This window comes from Marinactinospora rubrisoli, assembly GCF_042664915.1.
Taxonomy (GTDB): Bacteria; Actinomycetota; Actinomycetes; order Streptosporangiales; family Streptosporangiaceae; genus Marinitenerispora; species Marinitenerispora rubrisoli.
On sequence record NZ_JBHTBH010000002.1, the window covers coordinates 278,478 to 302,629 of the forward strand.

23 protein-coding genes are annotated in these 24,152 nt (G+C 73.7%); 12 read left to right on the forward strand and 11 right to left on the reverse strand.

The window, feature by feature from the left end:
• The first annotated feature begins 44 nt into the window (after positions 1–44).
• On the forward strand, positions 45–1,166 hold the full coding sequence (locus ACFQRF_RS05410; protein ID WP_379869357.1) for a DUF3866 family protein: 1,122 nt from the start codon (positions 45–47) through the stop codon (positions 1,164–1,166).
• Between the two features lie 88 nt (positions 1,167–1,254).
• Here the strand turns inward: ACFQRF_RS05410 and ACFQRF_RS05415 are convergent, their stop codons facing one another.
• From ACFQRF_RS05415 to ACFQRF_RS05455, 9 genes are all read right to left on the reverse strand, one after another.
• Positions 1,255–2,274: an FKBP-type peptidyl-prolyl cis-trans isomerase gene (locus tag ACFQRF_RS05415; RefSeq protein WP_379869358.1), complete on the reverse strand. Its 1,020-nt coding sequence runs from the start codon at positions 2,272–2,274 to the stop codon at positions 1,255–1,257.
• Between the two features lie 160 nt (positions 2,275–2,434).
• The gene (gene pafA, locus ACFQRF_RS05420; RefSeq protein WP_379869360.1) at positions 2,435–3,793 is read right to left on the reverse strand and encodes a Pup--protein ligase; all 1,359 of its coding nucleotides are present in this window, start codon (positions 3,791–3,793) and stop codon (positions 2,435–2,437) included.
• A 284-nt stretch (positions 3,794–4,077) separates the two neighbouring features.
• Positions 4,078–4,815 carry a proteasome subunit alpha gene (prcA, locus tag ACFQRF_RS05425; RefSeq protein WP_379869765.1) on the reverse strand — a complete coding sequence of 246 codons (738 nt, stop codon included), beginning with the start codon at positions 4,813–4,815 and terminating at the stop codon, positions 4,078–4,080.
• 83 nt (positions 4,816–4,898) lie between these two features.
• On the reverse strand, positions 4,899–5,747 hold the full coding sequence (gene prcB / locus ACFQRF_RS05430; RefSeq protein ID WP_379869361.1) for a proteasome subunit beta: 849 nt from the start codon (positions 5,745–5,747) through the stop codon (positions 4,899–4,901).
• Between the two features lie 254 nt (positions 5,748–6,001).
• A complete protein-coding gene (locus ACFQRF_RS05435; protein ID WP_379869363.1) occupies positions 6,002–6,205 on the reverse strand; it encodes a ubiquitin-like protein Pup in 204 nt (67 codons plus the stop codon).
• Between the two features lie 209 nt (positions 6,206–6,414).
• On the reverse strand, positions 6,415–7,923 hold the full coding sequence (locus tag ACFQRF_RS05440; protein WP_379869364.1) for an aldehyde dehydrogenase family protein: 1,509 nt from the start codon (positions 7,921–7,923) through the stop codon (positions 6,415–6,417).
• Positions 7,924–7,982: 59 nt separating this feature from the next.
• Positions 7,983–8,915, reverse strand: a complete 933-nt coding sequence (locus ACFQRF_RS05445; RefSeq protein WP_379869365.1) for an NAD(P)-dependent oxidoreductase — start codon at positions 8,913–8,915, stop codon at positions 7,983–7,985.
• A 49-nt stretch (positions 8,916–8,964) separates the two neighbouring features.
• Positions 8,965–10,332 (reverse strand): DUF3100 domain-containing protein, encoded by a 1,368-nt coding sequence (locus tag ACFQRF_RS05450; RefSeq protein ID WP_379869366.1) that lies wholly within the window; start codon positions 10,330–10,332, stop codon positions 8,965–8,967.
• Positions 10,333–10,423: 91 nt separating this feature from the next.
• Entirely contained in the window at positions 10,424–11,284 is an 861-nt protein-coding gene (locus ACFQRF_RS05455) for a MurR/RpiR family transcriptional regulator (protein WP_379869367.1), read from the reverse strand.
• Positions 11,285–11,539: 255 nt separating this feature from the next.
• On the opposite strand from ACFQRF_RS05455, the gene ACFQRF_RS05460 reads away from it, so the two are divergent.
• Positions 11,540–11,821: an isoamylase early set domain-containing protein gene (locus tag ACFQRF_RS05460; protein WP_379869369.1), complete on the forward strand. Its 282-nt coding sequence runs from the start codon at positions 11,540–11,542 to the stop codon at positions 11,819–11,821.
• 116 nt (positions 11,822–11,937) lie between these two features.
• On the opposite strand, the gene ACFQRF_RS05465 is transcribed toward ACFQRF_RS05460, so the two are convergent.
• Entirely contained in the window at positions 11,938–12,267 is a 330-nt protein-coding gene (locus ACFQRF_RS05465) for a hypothetical protein (RefSeq protein ID WP_379869370.1), read from the reverse strand.
• A gap of 32 nt (positions 12,268–12,299) precedes the next feature.
• Entirely contained in the window at positions 12,300–13,502 is a 1,203-nt protein-coding gene (locus tag ACFQRF_RS05470; RefSeq protein ID WP_379869371.1) for an ROK family transcriptional regulator, read from the reverse strand.
• A 159-nt stretch (positions 13,503–13,661) separates the two neighbouring features.
• On the opposite strand from ACFQRF_RS05470, the gene ACFQRF_RS05475 reads away from it, so the two are divergent.
• From ACFQRF_RS05475 to ACFQRF_RS05520, 10 genes are all read left to right on the forward strand, one after another.
• Positions 13,662–14,678 carry a substrate-binding domain-containing protein gene (locus ACFQRF_RS05475; RefSeq protein WP_379869372.1) on the forward strand — a complete coding sequence of 339 codons (1,017 nt, stop codon included), beginning with the start codon at positions 13,662–13,664 and terminating at the stop codon, positions 14,676–14,678.
• A gap of 19 nt (positions 14,679–14,697) precedes the next feature.
• Positions 14,698–15,666, forward strand: a complete 969-nt coding sequence (locus ACFQRF_RS05480; RefSeq protein WP_379869374.1) for an ABC transporter permease — start codon at positions 14,698–14,700, stop codon at positions 15,664–15,666.
• The gene (locus ACFQRF_RS05485) at positions 15,663–16,466 is read left to right on the forward strand and encodes an ATP-binding cassette domain-containing protein (protein WP_379869375.1); all 804 of its coding nucleotides are present in this window, start codon (positions 15,663–15,665) and stop codon (positions 16,464–16,466) included. The genes ACFQRF_RS05480 and ACFQRF_RS05485 overlap by 4 nt, the downstream gene beginning before the upstream one ends.
• Positions 16,467–16,516: 50 nt before the next feature.
• The gene (locus ACFQRF_RS05490; protein ID WP_379869377.1) at positions 16,517–17,392 is read left to right on the forward strand and encodes a sugar phosphate isomerase/epimerase family protein; all 876 of its coding nucleotides are present in this window, start codon (positions 16,517–16,519) and stop codon (positions 17,390–17,392) included.
• Positions 17,393–17,395: 3 nt separating this feature from the next.
• Positions 17,396–18,826, forward strand: coding sequence for a xylulokinase (locus ACFQRF_RS05495; protein WP_379869378.1), 1,431 nt, complete (start codon positions 17,396–17,398; stop codon positions 18,824–18,826).
• A gap of 81 nt (positions 18,827–18,907) precedes the next feature.
• Positions 18,908–19,159, forward strand: a complete 252-nt coding sequence (locus ACFQRF_RS05500; protein WP_379869379.1) for a hypothetical protein — start codon at positions 18,908–18,910, stop codon at positions 19,157–19,159.
• 672 nt (positions 19,160–19,831) lie between these two features.
• Entirely contained in the window at positions 19,832–20,836 is a 1,005-nt protein-coding gene (locus ACFQRF_RS05505; protein WP_379869380.1) for a LacI family DNA-binding transcriptional regulator, read from the forward strand.
• Positions 20,837–20,981: 145 nt separating this feature from the next.
• Complete coding sequence (locus ACFQRF_RS05510) at positions 20,982–22,256, forward strand: sugar ABC transporter substrate-binding protein (protein WP_379869381.1); 1,275 nt, start codon at positions 20,982–20,984, stop codon at positions 22,254–22,256.
• A gap of 39 nt (positions 22,257–22,295) precedes the next feature.
• Entirely contained in the window at positions 22,296–23,240 is a 945-nt protein-coding gene (locus tag ACFQRF_RS05515) for a carbohydrate ABC transporter permease (RefSeq protein WP_379869382.1), read from the forward strand.
• Entirely contained in the window at positions 23,237–24,094 is an 858-nt protein-coding gene (locus ACFQRF_RS05520; RefSeq protein ID WP_379869384.1) for a carbohydrate ABC transporter permease, read from the forward strand. Before ACFQRF_RS05515 ends, ACFQRF_RS05520 begins: the two co-directional genes overlap by 4 nt.
• Positions 24,095–24,152: the final 58 nt, after the last annotated feature.

A 24,152-nucleotide genomic window follows, 5' to 3' on the forward strand; every position in this document is an offset into this window, starting at 1 on the left:
CGTATCCCAGCGCCGGTTCCCGCCAAGACGGTACCGTGCCTCACGTGATCAGATGGCGCACCGGCGTGGTCAGCCGGATCCGACGCGAGTGGCCGGGTGCGGCCGAGATGGACGTCGAGGTGCTGCCGGCCGGGACCGGCGCGCGCGGCCGGCCGCCCACGGCGGGGTCGCCGGAGCCGTGCCGGGCGCTCGCCTACACCGCCCTGGTGGGGCGCCCCGAGACCGGCGACCGGGTGCTGCTGAACACCACGGCGCTGGCCATGGGGCTGGGCACGGGCGGGTACGCGCTGGTGGTGGCGGTCCCGGACCGGCTGCCGCCGGACCCGGCGGGCCCCGGGCACCTGGTCAAGGCGCGTTACACGCCGTTGCAGTCGACCGTGCTCGGCGCCGACGAGCAGGGGTCGCCGCACCACGAGACGCTGCGCGACGCCGACGGCGTCGACGGGATGCCGGTGGTGACCGCCGACCTGCACTCGGCGCTGCCGGCCGTGCTCGCCGGCGTCGAGGACGCCCGGCCGGGGACCCGCGCCGTCTACGTGATGCTGGACGGCGGCGCGCTGCCGGCGTGGTTCTCCCGCAGCGCGGCCGAGCTGCGCGCGGCGGGCCGGCTGGCCGCGACCGTCACCGTGGGGCAGTCGTTCGGCGGTGATCTGGAGGCGGTCACCACGCACACCGGCCTGCTGGCGGCCCGGCACGTGCTGGGGGCCGAACTCGCGGTGGTCGCCCAGGGGCCGGGCAACCTGGGGACGGGCACTCCGTGGGGGTTCTCGGGGGTGGCCGCCGGCGAGGCGGTGAACGCCGCCGCCGTGCTCGGCGGGCGGCCGGTCGCGTCACTGCGGGTGAGCGCGGCCGACGCGCGCGAGCGGCACCGGGGCGTCTCCCACCACAGCCGGACCGCTTATGGGCGGGTGGCGCTGGCGGCGGCCGACGTCGTGGTCCCCCTGCTGCCGGGCGAGTTCGGCGCGCGGGTGCGCCGGGAGGCCGCCGAACTGGCCGGACGGCACCGGATCGTGGAGGTCCCGGTCGACGGGCTGGAGGAGGCGCTGCGCAGGCTCCCGGTGCGGGTGTCGAGCATGGGGCGCGGGCTGGACGAGGACCGGGAGTACTTCCTGGCCGCCGCGGCGGCGGGCCGGCACGCGGCACGGCTGCTGGACGGCGCGGACTGAGGGCCGGCCGGGCCACGGCCCGGCACGCGCGACGCCCGGCCGGGGCGTCCCGGCCGGGCGTCGTCTCCGAGCGCGAAGGCGCCCTGGGTCACTCCTCCGGGCTGGGGCTCGCCTCGCCCTCGGCCGGCTCCTCGTCCAGCGGCGGCGCGCTGTCCACGGCGCCCAGGATGTCGACGACGAAGACGAGCGCGCCCTGCGGAGCGCCTTCCTGGCCGTCGTAGGCCAGTTCCTCGGGGATCGCCAGCAGGACACGGCTGCCGACCTTGCGGCCGACCAGCCCCTCGTCCCAGCCCTGGATGACGGCGCCGACGCCGATCTGGAAGGTGGCCGGGGCGCCCGCGCGGCTCCAGGTGGAGTCGAAGGTCTCGCCGTCGGACCAGGTGACCCCGGTGTACTGCACGACGAGCTGCTGGCCCTCCTCGACCTCGGGGCCGTCGCCCTCGATGAGGTCGACCGCTTCCAGGTCGGCGGGCGGGTCGTTGTCGGGGATGGAGATGCCCGGGGCGTCGTGGCCGTTATCGGTCACGGTGGGAAGTTCGCCGCCGCCATCGGTGGCCTGTTCGCCGGGGACGGTGTCGCCCTTGCCGTAGCGGCCCCGGATGTCCACGATCGACACCGAGGCGCCGGCCGCCGCGTCGCCGGTGGCGGCCGCCTGGTCGGCGGCCGGGAAGACGTAGACGACCCGGGAGCCGACCGGCTGGTCGACGAGGTCCTGGCGCAGCTCGTCGGTCATCTGCTCCAGCTGGAGGAGCACCGGCGCGCCGGTCTCGTAGGTGGACTGGGTCTTCTCCGCCTCGCCCTCGCCGGTCCACTGGTAGTCGACGATCTCGGCGAGCAGGATGTCGTCGGCGCGCACCAGGTCGTTCTCGCCCGAGCCGCGGGTGACCACGCCGGAGATCTGCTCCTCCGGCGGCGCGATGTCGGGGAAGGACACCTCCGGCTCCGAGCCGAAGTCGCCGGTGACCGTGGGCAGCCGCTCGTCGAGCGCCTCCTCGTCCTTCAGGAAGGCCGGCGTCCGCCAGTCCTCGGGGATGACCCCGCAGCTGGACGTGGCCAGGAGGATCGCGGACAACGGCACCACCAGTGCCGCTGCGGTGCTACGACGCATAATGCCAACCTCAAGATTCGGTCCGGAGTCCCCGACACACTATCGAAGCCGCCATACTGCACGGACCGGGTTAGAGCACCGTAAGAGGGGGGCCGCCGGGAGCGGGCGCCGCGCCCCGTCCCGGCGGGGACGGGGCGCCGACGTGGGCGAACCAGGCCGGTCACATGCCGGCGATCAGCTTCTCGACCCGCTCGTCGACCGCCTTGAACGGGTCCTTGCACAGCACGGTCCGCTGCGCCTGGTCGTTCAGCTTGAGGTGCACCCAGTCGACCGTGAAGTCGCGGCGCTTCTCCTGCGCCCGGCGGATGAACTCGCCGCGCAGCCGGGCGCGGGTCGTCTGCGGTGGCACCGACTTGGCCTCGAAGATCTTCAGGTCGTCGACGACCCGCTCCATCTGGCCGCGCCGCTGGAGCAGGTAGAACAGGCCGCGGTCGCGGTGGATGTCGTGGTAGGTGAGGTCGAGCTGGGCGATCCGCGGCGAGGAGAGCGAGAGCCCGTGCTTGGCACGGTAGCGCTCCAGCAACTGGTACTTGGCGACCCAGTCGATCTCGCGGGACACCAGGTCGAGGTCACCGGTCTGCACGGCGTCGAGCGTGCGCTGCCAGAGCTCCAGCACCCGCTTGCCGGTGGCGTCCACCCCGTTGCGGTCGGTGTAGGTCTGCACCTTCTCCAGGTACTCGCGCTGGATCTCCAGCGCGCTCGCCTCCCGGCCGTTGGCCAGCCGCACCTTGCGGCGGCCGGTCATGTCGTGGCTGACCTCGCGGATGGCCCGGATCGGGTTCTCCAGGGTGTAGTCGCGCATGACCACCCCGGCCTCGATCATCCGCAGCACCAGATCGGTGGAGGCGAGCTTGAGCAGCGTGGTGGTCTCGCTCATGTTGGAGTCGCCCACGATGACGTGCAGCCGGCGGAAGCGTTCGGCGTCGGCGTGCGGCTCGTCGCGCGTGTTGATGATGGGCCGGGAGCGGGTGGTGGCCGAGGAGACGCCCTCCCAGATGTGCTCGGCGCGCTGACTCACGCAGTACAGTGCGCCGCGCGGGGTCTGCAGCACCTTGCCGGCGCCGCAGATGATCTGGCGGGTGACCAGGAACGGGATGAGCACGTCGGCGAGCCGGCCGAACTCGCCGTGCCGGCCCACGAGGTAGTTCTCGTGGCAGCCGTAGGAGTTGCCGGCGGAGTCGGTGTTGTTCTTGAACAGGTAGATCTCGCCGGCGATGCCCTCTTCGTGCAGGCGCTGCTCGGCGTCGACCTGGAGCCCCTCCAGGATCCGCTCGCCCGCCTTGTCGTGCGCGACGAGGTCGGCGAGGCTGTCGCACTCCGGGGTGGCGTACTCCGGGTGGCTGCCGACGTCCAGGTAGAGCCGGGCCCCGTTGCGGAGGAACACGTTGCTGCTGCGCCCCCACGACACCACCCGCCGGAACAGGTAGCGCGCCACCTCGTCCGGAGACAGCCGCCGCTGTCCCCGGAACGTGCAGGTGACGCCGTACTCGTTCTCCAGGCCAAAGATGCGACGTTCCACGCGGCTCACCCAACTCCCGTCCCACGTCACCGCAGGCAGGCACGCCGCGGTGCTCCAGACCTCACACTATTGCCCGGTCCCGTCCAGTGCCAGAGCGGCGGTGCGCGATTCGGCCGGCCCCCGCAGGGGGCGGGACGGGCGGGCGCCCCGCACCCGCCCGGCACCCGCGGCTCGCCGTGGTGCCCTCTGCCGCGCTCACCACCTCACTCCCCTCCACCGCCGACACGAACACGGCTCCGCCGAAAAGGCGCCGACGGCTCCGGACGCTCGGCGCGGCGTCAGGATCAGGCCTCCCCGCCGTCCGCCTCGGTCTCCCCGCCGGACTCGCCGCCACGGGACTGCTCGATCAGCCGGTTCAGCCGGGCGCCCTGCAACCGGCGGAACTTGCGGTGCTCCTCGCGGGAGCGGTCGAGCACGGCGACCTCCAGGCTGCTCGCCTCCAGTTCGCGCTGCTCGCCGTTCTCGTGCGCCAGGGCGTGCATCGCCGCGGCCAGCGCGTCGGGCAGCGCGGCGTCGCGGACGTAGCGCTCGGTCAGGGCCGCCTTGACCCGCTCGGCCGAGCCGCCCATGGCGACGAAGTCGCGCTCGTCGACCACCGAGCCGTCGAACGTGATGCGGTACAGCTGGTCCTCCTCGGCGGTGTCGCCGACCTCGCCGACGACGATCTCCACCTCCCACGGCTTGTTGCTCTCCGTGAAGATGGCGCCGAGTGTCTGGGCGTAGGCGTTGGCCAGCATCTGGCCGGTGACGTCGCGGCGGTCGTACATGAAGCCGTGGGAATCGGCGTAGCGGACCCCGGCCAGCCGCAGGTTCTCGAACTCGTTGTACCGGCCGACCGCGGCGAACGCGATCCGGTCGTAGAGTTCGCTGATCTTGTGGAGGGTGCGGGACATGTTGTCGGCGACGAACAGGATCCCGCCGTCGTACTGCAGCACGACGGCGCTGCGGCCCCGCGCGATTCCCTTTCGCGCGTAGTCCGCCTTGTCCTTCATGACCTGTTCGGGCGAGACGTAGAACGGCATCGACACCGCGAGTGCTTCCTTTACTGGTCGAGCCGGTGGCCCGGGGCGTGGCCCGGGCGGCACGGCGAGGGAGGGTCAGGGTCTCAGCGCACCGGCGCGGTGGGGCCGTCGGGACGGTCGGCGCGGCCCTGGACGACGGTGGCGGCGAGGCCGGCCACGGTGTCGGCCGGCAGCCGGCGGTGCCCCTCGTCGTTGATGACGTCGACCAGCGGGAAGATCTCGCGGTGCAGGTCCGGCCCGCCGGTCGCGGAGTCGTCGTCGGCCGCGTCGTACAGCGCCTGCAGCGCCACGACCACGGCGTCCTCCTCGCTCAGGTCCTCGCGGTACAGCTTCTTCAGAGCACCCCGGGCGTAGACGGAGCCCGAACCGATGGAGTGGAATCGGTGCTCCTCGTACCGGCCGCCCACCGGGTCGTAGCTGAAGATGCGGCCCCGCTCGCGCGGCTCGTCGTAGCCGACCAGCAGCGGGACCACCACGAACCCCTGCATGGCGAGGCCGAGGTTGCCCCGGAGCATCGCCGCCAGCCGGTTGGCCTTGCCCTCCAGGGACAGCGGCTGGCCCTCCTTCTTCTCGTAGTGCTCCAGCTCGACCTGGAACAGCTTCGCCAGTTCGATGCCGATGCCGGCCGAGCCCGCGATGGCCATGGCGGAGAACTCGTCCGTGCGGAACAGCTTGTCCATGTCGCGGTTGGCGATGAAGGTGCCGGAGGTGGCCCTCCGGTCGCCGGACAGGACCACGCCGCCGGGGAAGGTCAGCGCCACGATGGTGGTGGCCTCGGGGGTGAGGTGGGAGGCGGAGCCGCCCTGGGGCAGTTCGCGCCGGCCGGGCAGCAGCTCCGGGTTCACCGACGCGAGGAAGTCGGTGAACGACGACGTCCCCGGATTCATGAACGCTGCGGGCAGCCGTCCGCCGCCTTCGAACGCTTCAGACACGCGGTTCCCTTCGACTGGCAGGTCTGGCGCGCCTGCCCTGGCCGAGGGAGCGAGCGGGCGCGCCGGATTGTTCGGTTGGCTAGTGGTTCGACCCTACTGAGCCGCGCGGATCGGGGTGTAGCCGCCGGTCTGGACTTTGCTTTGGGCGAACTGAACGGCGGCCGGGCCGGAGCGGTGTCCCGCCCGGCCCGCGCGGCACCGGGCGCCGTCGGGACGGCGGCGCCGGGAGTGAGTGGCGCTGGTGATGGGGCCGGTTACTGGCCGCCCTTCTGGACGAACTGCCGGACGAAGTCCTCGGAGTTGGACTCCAGGACCTCGTCGATCTCGTCCAGGATGTCGTCGACGTCCTCGGTGAGCTTCTCGTTGCGTTCCTGCGCCTCTGTCCCGGCCTCGACCTCGTCGATGTCCTCGCTCTGCCGGGTCGCGTGCTTCTGGCCGCCGGTGTCCTTCGTCGCCATCTCCACAACCTCCCGTTGCTTGGTCCCTCGCCCCTTATATTGGCCCAACGCCGCCCGGCTCAATCTTGATCGCGACGCCTGTTTTGCGCCCTTCCCCTCGTTCGGGTCCGCACACCTGTCCGAACGCGGAGTCCCCGCCGCGCCATTCCCGTGGGGGAACGGCGCGGCGGGGACTCCGGCGACCGCGCGCCGCACCGCGGCGGCCCGGCTCAGCCGTGCAGCGACGGGAAGAACCGCATCGGTTCGGCACCGGTGTGCACCCACACCGCCTTGGGCTGGGTGTACTCGGCGAGCACCTCCGGCCCGGAGGAGCGGCCGTAGCCGGAGTCGCCGAACCCGCCGAACGGCGCGGCGACGTGGATGGCCTTGTAGGCGTTGACCCAGAAGGTCCCGGCCCGCACCGCGGCGGCCATGCGGTGCGCCCGCGCCACGTCGCGGGTCCACACGGCACCGGCGAGACCGAAGGGGGTGCCGTTGGCGCGCGCCACCGCCTCGGCCTCGTCGCGGAACCGGGACACGGCGAGCACCGGGCCGAACACCTCGGTGTTCTCCAGGGTGTGGCCGGGCCGGACGTCGGCGACGACGGTCGGCGAGACCCAGTAGCCGCCGGGATCGGCGCCTTCGGGCACCGCGTCGGCGGGGGTGACGAGCCGGGCGCCCTCGTCCCGGGCGCCGGCGACCAGGCCGCGCACCTTGTCGTACTGCGCGCGGTTGTTGACCGGGCCGATCTCGGTGTCCTCGGCCAGCGGCGCGCCGACGCGCAGCCGCCGGGCGCCGGCCGCGACGCGTTCCAGCACCTCGTCGTGGACCTCGTCCTGCACGAGGAGCCGGGAGCCGGCGACGCAGGACTGCCCGGCGGCGGCGAAGATCGCGGCGAGCGCGCCCTCGGCCGCGGCGGCCAGGTCCGCGTCGGCGAACACGATGTTGGCGCTCTTGCCGCCGAGCTCCAGGAGCGCGGGCGCGCCACGGCCGGCCGCCGCGGTGGCGACCGCCCGGCCGGCGGGGACCGAGCCGACGAAGGCGACCTTGCCGACGCGTTCGTCGGCGACGAGGGCCCGCCCCGTGCTGCCGCCCAGGCCGGCCGCGACGCTGAGCGTGCCGGGCGGGAGTCCGGCCTCCTCGGCGAGCCGGGCGAGCCGCAGCGTGGTGAACGGCGTGAGTTCGCTCGGTTTGACCACGACGGTGTTGCCGGCGGCCAGCGCCGGGGCGGCGTTCCATCCGGCGGTGAACAGCGGGGCGTTCCACGGGGTGATGGCGGCGACCACGCCGTAGGGCTCGCGCCGGGTGTAGGTGAGCCAGTCGCCGGGCACCGGGATGGTCTGGCCGAGCGTCTTGTCGGCCCAGCCGGCGTAGTAGGCGAACATTTCGGCGACCTTGGCCACTTCGACGCGGGTGTCGCGGATCGGCTTGCCGGCGGTGGCCGACTCCAGCCGGGCCAGGTTGTCGGCGTCGGCGGGGACGGCGGCGGACAGCGCCCGCAACGCCGCGGCGCGGCCGAACGCGCCGAGGCCCTGCCAGGCGGGCGCCGCGGCGGCGGCGGCGCCGACGGCGGCGTGCGCGCCCTCGGCGCCGGTGTCGGACCAGGTGAGCAGCGCGGCGCCGGTGGCGGGGTCGTGGGCGGTGACGGTCGTCCCGGAGCCGGTGCGCACGCCGTCGGCGGTGTGGCTGCCGATGCCGTGCGGGAGCAGGCCGGTGATGAGGTCGGTGGCGGTGGTCATGGTGGGTGCGGACTCCTCGGTGGGTTGCTTCCTCGGGCGGGCCGGGTGCCGGTGCGGCGTCAGCCCCGCTCGGCGGTGGGGGCGGACAGCCGGGCGGCGAGGCCGGCGACCTCGTTGAAGTCGGCGCCGGGGTCGAGGACGCGCCCGGCCTCGTCCCAGACCCGTCCGGCGGCGCCGAGCACGCTGGGCTCGGCGCCGGTGCGGGCCAGCACCTCCAGGCAGAGCCGCACGTCGCGGGACATCAGGCGCACGGGGAAACCGGAGTCGAAGGACTCCGGCAGGATCCAGCGCGGGTAGTTGACCTCGGTGACGGCGCTGCGTCCCGAGGCGGTGTTCAGCGCGGCGATGAGCCGGTCGGGCGCCAGGCCGCAGGAGCGGGCCGCCGCGACGGCCTCGCCGGTGAGCGCCAGGTGGGCGGCGCACATGGCGTTGTTCAGCAGTTTGGCGACGTTGCCGGCGCCGGAGTCGCCGACGTGCACGGCGCGCCCGCCGGTCAGTGCGTCCAGGACCGGCCCGGCGGCGGCGACGGTCTCGGGGGTGCCGCCGACGAACGCGCCGAGGGTCCCGGTCTCGGCTCCGGCCCGGCCGCCCGAGACGGGAGCGTCCAGGTAGCCGACGCCGCGGCGGGCGGCGTCGGCGGCCATGGCCCGCGTGGTGTCGGGGTCGGAGGTGGTGGTGTCGACGATGAGGCGGGGCGGCACCGCGGCGGCGAGCAGGGCCGGCACGGTGTCGCGGACCTGGGCGGCGCCGGGCAGCGACAGCACCACGACCTCGGCGCGCTCGGCGAGGCCGGTGCGGTCGTCGGCCGTGACCACGCCGGCGGCGGCCGCGGCGGCGGCCTGGGCGGGGTCGGGGTCGTAGCCGAGCACGGTCCACCCGGCGCGGACCAGCGTGCCGGCCATGGCGCCGCCCATGACGCCGAGCCCGATCACCCCCACGGTCCGGCGCTCGGGCGCGGGTCCGGTCGGTTCCGGGGTCGGGTGGTCGGTCATCGGAATGCCTCCTGGTTCGACGGGGTTGCGGGGTTGCGGGCGCGGCGGGTCAGATGAAGGTCTGCGCCACCAGGGCGGCGCAGACGAACGTCGCGCCGAAGGACACCAGCGCCACGAGGACGACCCGCCAGCTGAGCCGCTTGAGCACGGCGCTGTCCTTGCCGATGGACAGCCCGACCAGCACGAGCACGGGGGTGGCGGTGGCGAGGAACTGGATGTCGGACACCAGGGCGAGGGCCTGCTCGCGCAGCGGGTTGAGCGGGCTGGCGACGAGGATGCCGAGCACGGAGGCGAGCACCATGGCGGGCATCCGCGGGACGAACCGCTTGACGGCGAAGGCCGCGAACGTGACGCCGCACATCAGCGCGAACCCGGCGAGTTCCCCGGGGTGCAGGGCGCCGATGTTGATGGTGTTGGCGACCAGCATGATCGCGGAGATGAGCAGCAGGTAGAGGGCGACCCGGCCGAGCGCCGGTGCGCTGGGTGTGCGGGCGGGCGCGGCCTCCGGGGGTGCGGAAGCGGCGGGCGTCGCGTGTGCGGTGCCGGCGGCGGGAGCCGCGGTGGTGGGCGCGGCGGTGGTGGGCGCGGCGGTGGCCGCGGCGGTGCGCCGGAAGGTCTTCGACCAGAAGCGGTACAGGCGCTCGGTGAGCGGCAGCGCGACGAAGATCGCGAGGTAGACGCCGGCGATCTCGGACACCAGGTTGGCCGCCGCCGCGTAGGCGAGGATCTGTTCCTCCATCTCGGGGTAGCTGTGCGCGATGGCCGCCGCCGAGGCCGCCATCATCGAGCCGGACCCCACCCCGGTGCCCATGGCCAGGGCCAGCGGGCTGATCCAGCCGGTGGAGGCGAGGAATCCGGCCAGCACCGACAGGTAGAGGGCGCCGAAGACCGACCCGAAGACGTAGATGCCGAGGGCGCCGTGGTACTCCGGCGAGTCCGCGCCGAACCGCTCGGCGGCATAGGCCATGTTGGGCTCGCGGTCGATGGAGTAGGTGGCGCCCACCGCGGAGCGGCCCATGCCCAGGGCGACCGCGATCGGCAGCGCGAGGATGACCGAGCCGAACAGGTGCCCGACCTCCTGCAGCGCGAGCGCCAGGGAGACGTCGGCGAGGGTGTCGACCTTCTCTCCGACGAGGAAGGCCAGCCGCACGATGAACAGGATGATGCCGACTTCGACCAGGCCGACGGCGGTGCGCTGCGCCGTCTCGGGGAGCCGCACCACCCGCTGCAGGCTGACCAGCCCGCCGAGCAGGATCGCCCAGATGATCGGGAAGAGGATGACCTTGCCGGGGCCGACGGTGAACTCGAACGTGCCGATGAGTTCGGCAAGGGCGGCGAGGGCGACGGTCAGGACGAGGACGAGCGGCAGGTGCCGTGGCAGCGCCGTGCGGGGGCGCTGCCGGGACGTCTGAGACATGGGCGGGACTCCGGGTGGGGACGGTCCGCGATGGCGGACGGTGACAGGGCGGGGCGGGGTGGGGGAACGGGGCGGGCGCGGCAGCCCCGTGTCAGTGGGGCGCTGCGGGGGAACCGCCGGGGGCGCCGAGCGCGCCCAGCGTGTCCCACAGCTCTTCCGTGCGGCGCAGCGCCGCGTCGGCCTCGGCGCCGCGCCGGGCGCCGAGGCCGGCGAGCAGCCCGTAGACGACGGAGACCGCCGCGGTCGTGGACTGGAAGAACGACAGGCCCTCGCTGGGCACCTTGAGGACGTGCCGGGCGTGCGCGGCCACCCCGGAGTTGGTGTCGGTCACGGCGACGACGGTGGCGCCGGCCTCGGCGGCGATCCGGGCCGCCAGCAGGGTTTCGCGGGTCTGCCGCCAGAAGCTCACCGCGACCACGCAGTCGCCCGGTCCGATGCCGGACAACGCGGTGGCCAGGTGCACGCCCCCGCGGCCCTCCAGCGTGATGGGCAGGCCCATGGTGGGGCCGAGGTGCGCGAGCAGGTGGGCGGGGGCGACGTAGGAGCCGGAGGCCACCACGAGGGTGCGTTCGGCGGTGTGGATGGCCTCGATGGCGGCGTCCGCGGCCTCGGGGTCGACGGTGTCGAGCGCCGCGCGCAGGTTGGCGAGGTCGCGCCGCAGCGCGCGGTGCACGGCGCCGCTGGATTCCTCGCCGTTGTGCCGGCGCAGGGTCTCGCGGGCGTTCAGCCCGGCGAGGTAGGTCGCCCGCAGCTCCTGCTGCAGTGCCGGCCACCCGTTGTAGCCGAGCGCCTGTGCGTAGCGGACCACGGTGCTCGGGTTGACCCCGGCCGCCCGCGCCACCTCGGCGACCTGCCCGTGCGAGCCGAGTTCGGGGTTGGCGGCGAGCGTGTCGGCTACCCGGTTCAGGGCGGGCGACAGCTGGGGGTGGGGCGTCCGGTCCGGCTTCGTCACCGCAACTCCCATTGCAGAACAGTGATCAATGGAACAAATGTTGCAGTGATCCTAGGCCCGGCGTTCCCGCGGATCAACGGTCCGGTGTGACGCGGACGTAAAATCCCGCGCCGCGCCGCCGTGCCGCACCGCGCTCGCGCGCCCGGACGGCGTGTCCTTCGGCACCGCGCTGACCTGGGTCAACGACACTGTGGTGGGGCTCGCCGCGCCCCCGCGACACCGCGCCCGCGCGCGCCGTAACGAGAGGAGCCAGCCGTGATCAAACGCGGAAAGCCCGACAAGGACGGGGTCGTCAGGGTGACGTTCTCCCTGCCGCCGGACCAGCCACCCGGGCCGGTGTCGGTGGTCGGCTGCTTCAACGGCTGGGACCCGTACGCGCACCCGCTCACGCCGCGCAGCAACGGCCGCCGCAGCGTGGCGATCACCGCGCCGACCGCCTCGACACTGCACTTCCGCTACCTGGGCGACAACGGCGTGTGGTTCGACGACGAGGACGCCGATGTGGTGCATCACGACGGTGGGCGGCTGCACCTATGAATGAGGACGGCCGACTAGTGCCGCTGACGTTGATCGCCGCCGTCCTCGGTGCCCGCGCCACGCAAGCCCAAAGTCCCGTCATTTACGCCCCCAGGCCCAATGGGGCAGCATGAGACTCACAGAAATGCGTGACGAATGTCGACGCTGCCTGGACATTGATCCCATGACGCCCAGGCAGCACGGCACGACGTTTCCATACGGTTGATCACGACGGTCTCGCCCACGGCGGCAGGACACGGATTTACCGTGAATTTCTCCGGAAGCCGCACATAGAGATCCGGACGCAGCGTGATGATCCGGCATCCCTGCATCCGCTCCGCCATTCGAACGCCGTGCGCCATGGCCACATTCCAACCCTGATTTCCGGATCGAAATGCGTAAAGGAGTTCAACAGAACGCGGGCCGCCACATGCAGGAGACGTGTCGCCACAGAATTCATTCGACACGTCGCGAAGGCATGACAAGCTGCCGCCTTGGCTCATCCCCGCGGCAGCAGCTCCGCGATCCCCGACGGCGCGAAGAGGGAGTCGGCGAGCTGCTGGGCCAGCCCGATCACGCCGGAGCGTTTGCCTAGGGCGGCCGGGCGGATCACCAGGCTGCGGGTGGCCAGCGGGAGCGAGCGGCGGTAGACGACCTCGCGGATGCCGGTGAGCACGTGCTCACCGGTCAGCGCGAACTGGCCGCCGACCACCACCACGGCGGGGTTGAGCAGGCTGACCGCCCCGGCGACCGCCTCGCCGAGGATGCGCCCGGAACGGCGGGCCAGCCGGATGGCGTGGTGGTCCCCGGAGCGCAGCAGGTCCAGGGCGTCGCCGACGGCGTTCACCGCGTCCTCCTCGGCGAGCCCGGGGAACAGGTCACGGGCGAACGCCCACCCGCCCGCATACGCCTCGACGCACCCCACGTTCCCGCAGCGGCACAGCGCGGGCTCGGCGCCGGGTGACAGCGGCTCCTCCAGGCGGGCCGGGAGGTGGCCGATGTCGCCGGCCGCGCCCTGGGCGCCGCGCAGGATGCGCCCGTCGGCGATGATGCCGGAGCCGACGCCCGTACCGACCTTGAGCATGAACAGGTGCCCGACGCCCGGCCGGCCGGTCCGGTGTTCGCCGAACGCCATCACGTTGACGTCGTTGTCCACGAGCACGGCGGCCCCGTAGCGCTGCCGGAAGTGGCCGGCGATGTCGAAGCCGTCCCAGCCGAGCATGATCGGCGGGCTCACCACCCGGCCGGCCTCGAACTCGACGGGTCCGGGCACGCTCACCGCGACGCCGCGCAGCGCGGGGCGGCCGTCGCCAGGAGTGGGCACGGGGAGCCGGGCGAAGTTCTCCTCGACCGCCTTGAGCACCGGGCCCGGCCCGTGGGTGACCGGCGTCTCGTCGGTGCGCTCGGCCAGCACCCGCCCGCCGAGGTCGCACAGCGCGGTGCGCAGCCCCGAGGCGCCGATGTCGGCGACGAGCAGCCGCCCGGCGTCGGCGTCGAAGGCGAACCGCTCCGCCCGGCGGCCACCGGTGGACGCGTTCTCGCCCGCCGAGCAGAGCAGCCCGGCGCCCTGGAGGGCGTCGAGGCGCTGGTTGACGGTGGAGCGGGCCATCCCGGTGGCGGCGATCACGTCGGCGCGGGTCAGGCTGCCGCGGCTGCGGAACAGGCCGAGTACCTGGGCGAGTCCCTCCGCGCCGGTGTCCACGACATATCCTCCCTGGTCAGCGGGGCCGTCTCCCCCATTATCCCGCATGCCCGTCAAAAGCTCGCGGACTTTTGATTGTCCTTAGCCAAAAGTAGGGGTAGGGTGCGTCACATGTTGGCGAGCGGACCCCACCGTCCCGCCCGTTTCCGGAGGTGACCGATGTTTTCCGGACTGCGCCGCACCCGCGTGCGGATCGCGGTGGCCGTCGCCCTGGCGTTGACGGCGGGCTGCGGCACGACCGGCCACGACGACGAGGTCGCCGCGGTCATCAAGGGCCTGGACAACCCCTTCTTCCTGTCCATGGCCGACGGCATCCGCTCCGCCGCCGACGGCCGGGTCACCATCCAGGCCGCCCAGTCGACCAGCGACACCACCGGCCAGGCGGACAAGCTCGGCGCGGTAGCGGTCCAGGGGTACGGCTGCTACATCATCAACCCCATCAGCGGCACCAACCTGGTGCAGTCGCTGAGCACTATCGCCCGGGACGGCAGGCCGGTCATCAACATCGACAGCCCGGTCAACCCCGAGGCGGCGGAGCTGGCCGGGGCCGAGATCACCAGCTACGTGGGAACCGACAACGTGGCGGCCGGCCGCGTCGCGGGCGAGCACCTGGCCGAGCTGGCCGGAGACGGCGCCCGGGTCGCCATGGTCGGCGGCACGGCGGGCGACGTCACCAGCGCGGCACGGCTGCAGGGCTTCGAGCAGGCCACCGACGGCCGGCTCGACATCGTGCAGACCGTCGCGGTGCAGGACTGGAGCCGCTCCGACGCGCTCACCCGCGCCGAGGAGATCCTGCGCGCCAACCCCGGCCTCGCCGGATTCTTCGTGGCCAACGACGACATGGGGCTCGGCGTCGCCCGCGCCGTCGCCAACGCCGGCCGCACCGGAGAGGTCGCCGTTGTCAGCGTCGACGGCACCGAGGGCGGACTGGCCGGCGTGCGGCGCGGCGACCTGGCGGCGACCGTCGCGCAGTACCCGTACACGATCGGCGAGATGGGCATGGAGGCCTGCGCCGCGGCCATCGCCGGCCACGACCTCCCCCGGACCGTCGACGCGCCCGTCGCGCTGGTCACCGCCGGCAACGTCGACGCGGCCGAGGCGGCCGCGCCCCGGCCGTTCGAGCCCTACCACGACCCCTTCGCCGAACTGCTGGGCCGCACCGGCGGCGGCAGCTGACGGACCTCACGGAGATGACATGGCAGAAGTGACTCTCACCGAGCGGCCCGCACTGGGCGCACGGGTGCGCGACATCGGCTTCTGGGCCGACTGGGCGGCGGTCATCGGCCTGGCCGGGCTGGTCGTCGTCTTCGGGATCGCCAGCCCCAGTTTCCTCACCCTCGGCAACATCGAGGCGATGCTGGTCTCGGCGGCCATCCTCGTGGTGCTCGCGGTCGGGCAGTCGTTCGTCATCGCCACCGGCGGCATCGACCTGTCCACCTCGACCACGATGACCTTCGGCGCGGTGGTCATCGGCATGCTGTACACGCACGGCTGGCCGATCGCCGCGGCCATCGCCGCCGGGGTCGCCGCGGCCGGACTGGCCGGCGCGGTCAGCGGGGTGCTCGTGGCGCGCGGCCGCATCCCCGACTTCGTGGTCACCCTCGGCATGTTCTCGGTGACCACCGGCCTGGCCCTCATCCTCTCCGACGGCAGGCCGGCCGAGGTGGTGAGCGCCTTCCTGCTCGGCCTGGCCAGCGGGTCGGTCGGCCCCATCGGCTACTTCGTGATCGTCGCCGCGGTGGTCGCGATCGCGGCGCACGTCGTGCTGTTCCACACCCGGTTCGGGGTGCACGTGCTCGCCACCGGCGGCAACCCCGAGGGGGCGCGGGCCATGGGGATCCGCACCCAGCGGGTGAAGCTCGCGGTCTACGTCATCGCGGGCGTGCTGTCCGGCGTCGCCGCGATCCTGCTGGTCGCCCGCCTCGGCGCCGCCGAACCGGCCGCCAACACCACCTACCTGCTGAACGCCATCGCCGCGGTGGTCCTCGGCGGAGTCGCCCTGCAGGGTGGCCGCGGCAGCGTGCTGGGGCCGGTGGTGGGCGCGCTGCTGCTCACCGCGCTCACCAACGGGCTCACCCTGCTCGGCGTCTCGCAGTTCTACCAGCCCCTGGCCGTCGGCGTCGTCGTGGTGGCGGCCGCCCTGCTCATGAGGTACCAGCGATGACCGATTCCGTGTCCCCAACGTCGTCCGCCGCCGCGGCGCCCGGCACCGGCGCGCCCGCCGACGCCCTGCTGGTCGCCGACGGCGTCAGCAAGTCCTTCGGCAACGTGCACGCGCTGCGCGACGTGTCGCTCTGGCTCGGCCGCGGGCAGATCACCGCTCTCATCGGCGACAACGGCGCCGGCAAGTCCACGCTGGTGCGCACGCTGTCCGGAGTGCACCCGCCCGACCGCGGCGAGCTGCGGTTCGACGGAACCCCGGTGCGGTTCGCCAGTCCCGAGGACGCCCGGGCGGCCGGCATCGAGACCGTGCACCAGAACCTCGCGCTGGTCGACGACCTGACGGTCTGGCAGAACCTCTTCCTCGGCCGCGAGCGCGTCCGCCGCCTGGCCGGCATCCCGCTGCTGGACCGCGCCGCCATGCGCGAACAGGCCGGCGAGATGCTCTCCCGGCTTTCGGTGAACGTGCCCCCGGCCTGGGCCAAGGTGCGCCGGCTCTCCGGCGGCCAGCGCCAGGCGGTGGCGATCGCGCGGGCCGCCGGCTGGGGGTCCAAGCTGGTCATCATGGATGAGCCGACCGCCGCCCTGGGCGTTCAGGAGACCGCCCGCGTGGAGGAGCTCATCGCCCGGCTGCGCGACGAGGGTATGACCATCCTGCTGATCAGCCACAACTTCGACCAGGTGATGCGCCTGGCGGACCGGGTGTGGGTGATGCGCGCCGGCGGTCTCGCCGCCGGGCGCGCCGCCGCCGACACCGACGCCCAGGAACTGGTGGCCCTGGTCACCGGCGCCCGGGCCGACTGACCGCGCCGGCCACCGCGGCCGGACGCCCATCGCGAGAGAGAGGAACCGCCTTGAACGCGGCCATCAGCAATCCGCTCGGCGTGCACGCCCTGGTCTGGGCGGGCGACTGGAGCCCGGAGTCGGCCCGGTACGCCATCGAGCAGACCGCCGCCGCCGGATTCGACCTGATCGAGATCCCGCTCCTCGACCCCTCGACGGTCGACCCCGACCTCACCCGCAAGCTGCTGGACCGGCACGGCCTGTCCGCCGGCACCTCGCTCGGCCTGAGCGCGGACACCGATGTCTCCAGCACCGACCCCGAGGTGGTGGCGCGCGGGCGCCGGGTGCTCGCCGACGCGCTCGCGGTGACCCGGGACATCGGCTGCGGCTACTTCGGCGGGGTGATCTTCTCCGCGCTGCGCAAGTACGGTGCGCCGCCGGACGAGCGCGGCCGGGCCAACGCGGTGGAGACGATCGCCGGACTCGCCGAACAGGCCCGGGCCAGCGGCATCACCATCGGCCTGGAGATCGTCAACCGGTACGAGACGAACATCCTCAACACCACCGAGGAGGCGCTGGCCTTCCGGTCCGAGGTGGGCGCCGACAACGTCGTCCTGCACCTGGACACCTATCACATGAACATCGAGGAGCCGGGTTTCGCCGAACCGGTGCGCCAGGCCGGCGAGCACCTGGGGTACGTGCACATCGGCGAGAGCCACCGCGGGTACCTGGGGCGGGGCACCATCGACTTCCCCGAGTTCTTCGCCGCCCTGGTCGCCGCCGGGTACACCGGGCCGATCACGTTCGAGAGCTTCTCCTCGGCCGTGGTGCATCCGTCGCTGTCCAATGACCTCGCCGTGTGGCGCAACCTGTGGAGCGACGGCGCCGACCTCGCGCGGCACGCCCGGCGGTTCATCACCGACGGCCTGATCGCGGCGCGGGGCTGAGCCGTGGCGGTGCGGGCGCTCCTGGGCATCGACCTCGGGACCAGCGGGGTCAAGGCGCTGGTGACCGGGGTGGACGGCGGCCCGCTGGGCGAGGCCGACGTCGAGTACCCGGTCGTCTCGGCGCGTCCCGGATGGGCGGAGACCGACCCCGGCCTGTGGTGGTCGGCCGCCGTGCGCGCGGTGCGGGCCGCCCTCGACGGCGCCCGGGAGCGGGCCGGTGACTGCACGGTCGCCGCGATCGGGCTGGACGGCCAGATGCACGGGCTGGTGCTGGCCGACCCGGACGGACGCCCGGTGCGTCCGGCGCTGCTGTGGGCGGACCAGCGCGCGGCGTCCGTGCTCGGCCGGTGGACCGGCCTGCCCGCCGGTCCGCGATCCCGGCTCGCCAACCCGCTGGTGCCGGGGATGACCGGCCCGTTGCTGCGCTGGGTCGCCGAACACGAGCCGGAGTCGGCCTCGGCCGCGCGGTGGGCGCTGCTGCCCAAGGACTGGCTGCGGATGCGGCTCACCGGCGTGGCCGGCACCGAGCCGTCCGACGCCTCGGCCACCCTGCTGTGGGACGTGCCCGGTGACCGCTGGTCGCCGGAGGTCGCCGCCGCGGTGGACGTCCCGGAGCGGCTGCTGCCGCCGGTGCTGCCGTCGGGCGCGGCGGCCGGTTCGCTGACCGCCGCGGCGGCGCGGGAGCTGGGGGTCCCGGTGGGGATCCCGGTCGCGGGCGGCGCCGGTGACACGCCGGCCGCGCTGCTCGCCACCGGCCTGCGGCCCGGGCAGGCGCAGATCACGGTGGGCAGTGGCGCGCAGGTCGTCATGCTGACCGACTCCGCGGAGGCGGTTGCGGGCGTGCACGTCTACCGCACGGCGGCCGCGTCCGGCTGGTACCGGATGGCGGCCGTCCAGAACGCCGGCATCGCGCTGGACTGGATCCGGGGCCTGCTCGGCGCCGGATGGCCGGAGCTGTACGAGAGCGCCGAGAACGGGACGCCGGGCGCCGAGGGCGTCACGTTCGTCCCGCACCTCACGGGCGAGCGGACGCCGGTGCTGGACCCGACCGCCACGGGGGCGCTGTCGGGACTCCGGCTGGCCAGCGACCGGACCACCGTGCTGCGGGCGGCGCTGGAGGGGGTCGCGCTGTCGGTCCGGCACGCGGCCTCGGCGCTGCCCGGCGGCCTGCCGCCCCGGGTGCGCCTGGCGGGTGGCGGCACCCGGCACCCGGCGTTCCGCAGGCTGCTCGCCGACGTCCTCGGCGTGGAGCTGCGCCCGGTGCGGCTGCGCAGCGCCTCGGCGCTGGGCGCGGTGCTGCTCGCCGCCGAGTCCGCCGGTCTGCCGGCGCCGGCCGTCGCGCTGGAGGAGACGGAGCCCGTCCTGCCGGGCCCGGCCTCGGCGGAGTACGAGGCGGTGTTCGCCCGATATCTGGAGCGCGTGGCGCGCCGGTGAGGCCCACGGGGCCGGCCTGCGCGATTGCCGGATCGATCAGGGGGTACAGGTGTCCCCTGGGTCGACTCCAAGGAGACCACCATGGCGGAGGGCTACATCAGCTGGCAGGCCGAGAACGGCGAGGCGCGCAAGGTGGAGAATCCGCAGAACGGCCGGGAGTACGTCTTCCACGGCCGGGGGCGGCTGTTCAACGGGACGGACTCGGCGATGCTGGTCCGGATTCCCGGCCCGCGGCAATCCGCGGAGCCGGGCGGCGACACGCCCGGAAACGTCCTGGGGCGCGGGCGGAACCTCCAGGTGGAGGACGGTGCGAGCGTCCTTTTCGAGGGGTAGCCGACCGGCGGGGAAGGTGGAGTGCGATTCGCAGGGTGCCGGCTCCTGGCCCGTTCCCTCGCGCGCGACCCGGCGCCGGGTTCTCCGGTGGCGAGCGCGCCGGGAAGCGCTGTCTCCGCCTGAGCACCGCAGCGCCCGCCGGCCGGGTGGCGCGCCTCCGCGATGACGGGGCGGGGATCAGAGGTGGTGAGGGTCGACGCTCGGGTACCGGCGAACGCGGGTCGCATGGAACGCGTCATCGGCATCCGCGAGCGCGATGAGTGGCCTGGGGCCCCACGATCACCGGCCGAACCCCGTCTCCCACAGAATCTCGTCCGCTCGCGCGGAGGTGTCGGAATCCCCCAGAATGGCCCGCCCCGATGAAAGCCGGCGGATCCGGGGCTGTCGTTCGCTCGGTGAACGGCCGCGGGCGCTGCGCGATGGTGTCGATGTCCGCATCTGACACACGATCGAGCAGAGCGTGCCGCTCTTCGCGCGTCGGCATGGTGTCAGGGTAGCGACGTCCGGTCTGCCGCAGCGGCGGATCAGACCTGTACTCCGCCCCGACGTCCCCTCCCCATGAACGCCGCCCGGGTGCGCCCTCCCCCTTGCGCCTCCCCGCGCCCCGGCTTATGGTTCAGGTCACAACCGTCGAAGCGCTTCGACTCGCGAGCGGACGGGAGTGCGCCGCCCATGGTGACCATCGCCGACGTCGCCCGGCACGCCGGGGTGTCGATCAGCACCGTCTCCTACGTGCTCTCGGGCAAGCGGTCGATCTCGGCCGAGACCGAGGGGCGGGTGCGGGCCGCCATCCGGCATCTGGGGTACCGGCCCAACGCCGGGGCGCGTGCCCTCGCGAGCAGCCGGAGCAACGTGATCGCGCTCGCCGTGCCGTTGCGATCCGACATGTACCTGCCGGTGCTCATGGAGTTCGTGACCGGGGTGGTCACCGCCGCGCGCGCCCACGAACACGACGTGCTCCTGCTCACCCAGGACGAGGGGGCCGACGGGCTGCGCCGGGTGGCCGGGTCCGCGCTGGCGGACGCGGTCATCGTCATGGACGTGCAGCAGCACGACCCGCGCCTGGAGGTGCTGCGCGGGCTGCGCCGGCCGAGCGCGCTGATCGGCGTCCCCGCCGATCCGGCCGGGCTGACCTGCGTCGACCTGGACTTCGCGGCGAGCGCCGCGGTCTGCGCCGGGCATCTGGCGGACCTCGGGCACCGGCGGCTGGGGTTCGTCGGTCCGCCGGAGCCGGTCTACGCGCGCGGCACCAGCTTCGCCCGGCGGGCGCTCGCGGGGTTCACCGACGAGGTGCGCCGCCGGTCACTGACGGGCGCCGGAACCGCGTGCACACCGAACTACCCGGGGGTGCGCCGCGCCCTGGACGACCTGCGCGCGCGGGTGCCCGGGCTCACCGGGCTCGTGGTGCACAACGAGGAGGCGCTGCCGGTCCTGCTCGACGTCCTGCACGCCGACGGCCTGGCGGTGCCGGGCGATCTGTCGCTGACCGCCATCTGCCCGGACCAGCAGGCCGCCTCCCTCGCGGTTCCGGTGACGGCGGTCGCGATCCCGGCCGCGCGGCTGGCCGCCGACGCCGTGGACGCGGTGATGCGGGAACTGGACGGCGTCCCTGACCGCTCGGTGCGGCTGCGCGCGCCGGAGCTGCGGGTCCGCGCGAGTTCGGGCCCCGTGACGTGAGGCCGCCCGGCCGGCGGCCCGCGTTCCGCCGGCCGGGCGGCGCGGCAAGCCGGAGAGGCTCGGCCGGAGAGGAGGTCGCAGGCCCGCGGGGCACCCCGGCGTCCCGCCGTTGTCGAAGCGCTTCGATTCCCGCGAGGAGACCCCCATGGACCACCCCATCTCCAGCGAAACCGCCGGTGGCATCCCCAGCGGCCCGGCCCGGCGCCCGCGTGGCGCGCGCCCGGCGGCCGCGCTGCTGGCCGCCGTCCTGCTCGCCGGCTGCGGCGGGCCGGGCGGCACCCCGGACGAGCCCGCGACGACCATCACCGAACTCGACTACTACACCGACGAGCAGGGCAGCGCCGCGTGGGACGAGATCCTGGCGACCTGCGAAGAGCGCACCGGCATCACCATCGAGCGGCAGAGCATCCCGCCCGACCAGATGCTGCAGCAGGTGCTCCAGCAGGTCGGCTCCCGATCGCTGCCGGACCTGCTGTTCATCGACAACCCGCAGCTCCAGCAGATCGCCGAGACGGGCGCGCTGACCCCGCTCGGCGGCTACGGCATCGACACCGACGGCTACTTCCCCAGCATCGTCGAGGCCGGCACCCACGACGGCGAACTGTACGGTCTCGCGCCCGGCGTCAACGGGCTCGCGCTGTTCTACGACCGGACGCTGTTCGACGAAGCGGGCATCGAGCCGCCCACCACGTGGGAGGAACTGCGGGCGGCGGCGATCGAACTGTCCACCGAGGACCGCTACGGGCTCGCGTTCTCGGCGATCCCGGCCGAAGAGGGCACCTGGCAGTTCCTGCCGTTCTTCTGGTCCAACGGCGCCGAACTGGCCGATCTGGACTCCCCCGAGGCCGTCGGCGCGCTGGAGTACGTGAGCGGTCTGGTGGCCGACGGCGCGGTGTCGGCCTCGGTGCTGGAGTGGAACCAGAACGACGTCGCCGACCAGTTCGTCTCGGGCAACGCCGCCATGATGGTCAACGGCTCGTGGAACCTGGCCCGGCTGCGCGAGGAGCCGGGACTCGACTACGGCGTGGTGCCGATCCCGGTGCCCGAGGAGGGCGCCGACCCGGTCGTGGCCCTCGGCGGCGAGGTGGCCGCCATCCCCGCCACGGGAGCCGGCACCCAGCAGGCGGCGGCTCGCGTGCTGGACTGCCTGCTGGCCGACGACGTGATGACGAGCTGGTCGGCCGGCCACGCCTACGTTCCGGCCCGCGAGGACGCGGCCGCCCGGCTGGCCGAGGACGACCCGGAGATGGCGCCGTTCGCCGCCCAGGTCGCCACCGCGCGTTCGCGCACCGCCGACCTGGGCGGCGGCTACCCGCCGGTGTCGGCCGCGCTGATCGACGCGGTGCAGAGCGCCCTGACCGGCGACGTCTCCCCCGCCGAGGCGCTGCGCGCGGCACAGCGCGCCGCCGAGGAGTCCTGACATGCGCCGCCGCGTGATCGCGTCCGCCGGGAGCCGGCCGTGACCGGGGCCCGCGCCGCCGCGGCCCGTACCGGCGCGCCGCCCCGGCCGCGGCGGCGTCCGGACCGGTGGGCGGGGGCGGCCTTCCTCCTCCCGCTGGCCGGGTATGTCGCGGTGTTCTTCGGCTACCCGATCTACCACAACGTCTCGATGAGCCTGCGCGACTACACGGTCCGTTCCTTCTACACCGGTGAGGCGCCGTTCGTCGGCCTGGCGAACTACGCCGCCGTGCTGACCGACCCGGTGTTCGCGTCGGCGGCACGGAGCACCGTGCTATTCACCGTCGGCTCGATCACCGTGCAGTTCCTCGCCGGGCTGGGGCTGGCACTGTTCTTCCGCCGGGCGTTCCCGCTCGGCCGGGTGCTGCGGGCGCTTCTGCTGCTGCCGTGGCTGCTGCCGCTGGTGGTCTCCGGTGCCGTGTGGCGGTGGATTCTCGCGCAGGACCACGGGGTGCTGAACCAGGTGCTGCAGCTCGCGGGGCTGCTGGACGGACCGATCCCGTGGCTGACCAGTACCCAGTGGGCCCTGCTGTCGGTCACGCTGGTCAACATCTGGGTCGGCATCCCGTTCAACATGGTGATCCTGTACGGCGGCCTGCAGGCGATACCGGAGTCGCTGTACGAGGCTGCCGCGCTGGACGGTGCCGGCGCGTGGCGGACGTTCCGCTCGGTCACGTGGCCGCTGCTGCGGCCGGTGGTGGCGGTGGTGCTGATGCTCGGGCTGGTGTACACGATCAAGGTCTTCGACGTGATCATGGTGCTGACCGGCGGCGGGCCGGCGGGGGCGAGCGAGACTTTGACCACGTGGTCGTACGCGCTGTCGTTCGAGGAGTTCGCGTTCGGCCGAGGCGCCGCGGTGGGCAACGTGCTCATCGTCGTGGCGCTGGTGTTCGCGCTGGTGTACCTGCGTTCGGTGCGCCGCGGTGTGGCGGAGGCCGCGTCATGACGGCCGGTGGTCCGCGCGGGCGGTGGTCCGGCGGGGCCGTACCGCCGGGGAGCCGGTGGCGGACGGTGGTGGCCGTCGTCATCCTGGCCGTGCTGCTCTTCCCGCTGTACTGGATGGTCAACGCTTCGCTGCTGCCCGGCGAGGCCCTGCTGCGCCGCCCGCCGGTGTGGTTCCCGGCCGGCGGCACGACGCAGGGCTACGCCGACGCGGTGCGCACCCAGGGGCCGCACCTGCTGACCAGCCTGGTGGTGGCGCTGGGGGTGGTGGCGGTGACGCTCGCGGTGGCGGCGCCGGCCGGCTACGCGCTCGCGCTGCTCCGCCCGCGCGGCGGCACCGCGCTTGTCCTGGTGCTGCTGCTGGTGCAGATGGTGCCCGGCATCGTGATGGCCAACGCGCTGTACGGGGTGTTCAACCAGGTGGGACTGGTGGACAGCCATCTCGGCCTGATCCTCGCCGACTCCACCCTTGCGGTGCCGTTCGCGGTGCTGCTGTTGCGCACGTTCATGCTCTCGGTGCCGCGCGAGCTGGCGGAGGCCGCCCGGGTGGACGGAGCCGGGCACTGGCGGACCTTCGTGTCGGTGGTGCTCCCGGTCAGCCGCAACGGCGTGGTCACCGCCGGCCTGTTCGCGTTCCTGTTCGCCTGGGCGGACTTCCTCTTCGCGGTGACCCTGACCACCGGCCGGGAGTTCCAGCCCGTGACGGTCGGCATCTACCGGTTCATCGGCAACCAGACCACCGACTGGAACGGGGTGCTGGCCACCGCCGTGCTCGCCTCCGTTCCGGCCGCGATCCTGCTCGTCCTGGCCCAGCGCCACGTTGCGGCCGGGATCACCGGGGGCGCCGTGAAACAGTGACCTGCGAGCGCCCCCGTTCCCCTGCCCCCTTTCCCCCACCGTGCGAGAAGTTCCACGC

What these genes read in the sequence shown, in the direction of transcription:
- ACFQRF_RS05415 (WP_379869358.1), bottom strand. Translation starts at nt 2,274, where the DNA reads ATGCGTCGTAGCACCGCAGCGGCACTGGTGGTGCCGTTGTCCGCGATC.
- prcA (WP_379869765.1), bottom strand. Translation starts at nt 4,815, where the DNA reads ATGCCGTTCTACGTCTCGCCCGAACAGGTCATGAAGGACAAGGCGGAC.
- ACFQRF_RS05435 (WP_379869363.1), bottom strand. Translation starts at nt 6,205, where the DNA reads ATGGCGACGAAGGACACCGGCGGCCAGAAGCACGCGACCCGGCAGAGC.
- ACFQRF_RS05440 (WP_379869364.1), bottom strand. Translation starts at nt 7,923, where the DNA reads ATGACCACCGCCACCGACCTCATCACCGGCCTGCTCCCGCACGGCATC.
- ACFQRF_RS05445 (WP_379869365.1), bottom strand. Translation starts at nt 8,915, where the DNA reads ATGACCGACCACCCGACCCCGGAACCGACCGGACCCGCGCCCGAGCGC.
- ACFQRF_RS05450 (WP_379869366.1), bottom strand. Translation starts at nt 10,332, where the DNA reads ATGTCTCAGACGTCCCGGCAGCGCCCCCGCACGGCGCTGCCACGGCAC.
- ACFQRF_RS05475 (WP_379869372.1), top strand. Translation starts at nt 13,662, where the DNA reads ATGTTTTCCGGACTGCGCCGCACCCGCGTGCGGATCGCGGTGGCCGTC.
- ACFQRF_RS05480 (WP_379869374.1), top strand. Translation starts at nt 14,698, where the DNA reads ATGGCAGAAGTGACTCTCACCGAGCGGCCCGCACTGGGCGCACGGGTG.
- ACFQRF_RS05485 (WP_379869375.1), top strand. Translation starts at nt 15,663, where the DNA reads ATGACCGATTCCGTGTCCCCAACGTCGTCCGCCGCCGCGGCGCCCGGC.
- ACFQRF_RS05500 (WP_379869379.1), top strand. Translation starts at nt 18,908, where the DNA reads ATGGCGGAGGGCTACATCAGCTGGCAGGCCGAGAACGGCGAGGCGCGC.
- ACFQRF_RS05505 (WP_379869380.1), top strand. Translation starts at nt 19,832, where the DNA reads ATGGTGACCATCGCCGACGTCGCCCGGCACGCCGGGGTGTCGATCAGC.
- ACFQRF_RS05510 (WP_379869381.1), top strand. Translation starts at nt 20,982, where the DNA reads ATGGACCACCCCATCTCCAGCGAAACCGCCGGTGGCATCCCCAGCGGC.
- ACFQRF_RS05520 (WP_379869384.1), top strand. Translation starts at nt 23,237, where the DNA reads ATGACGGCCGGTGGTCCGCGCGGGCGGTGGTCCGGCGGGGCCGTACCG.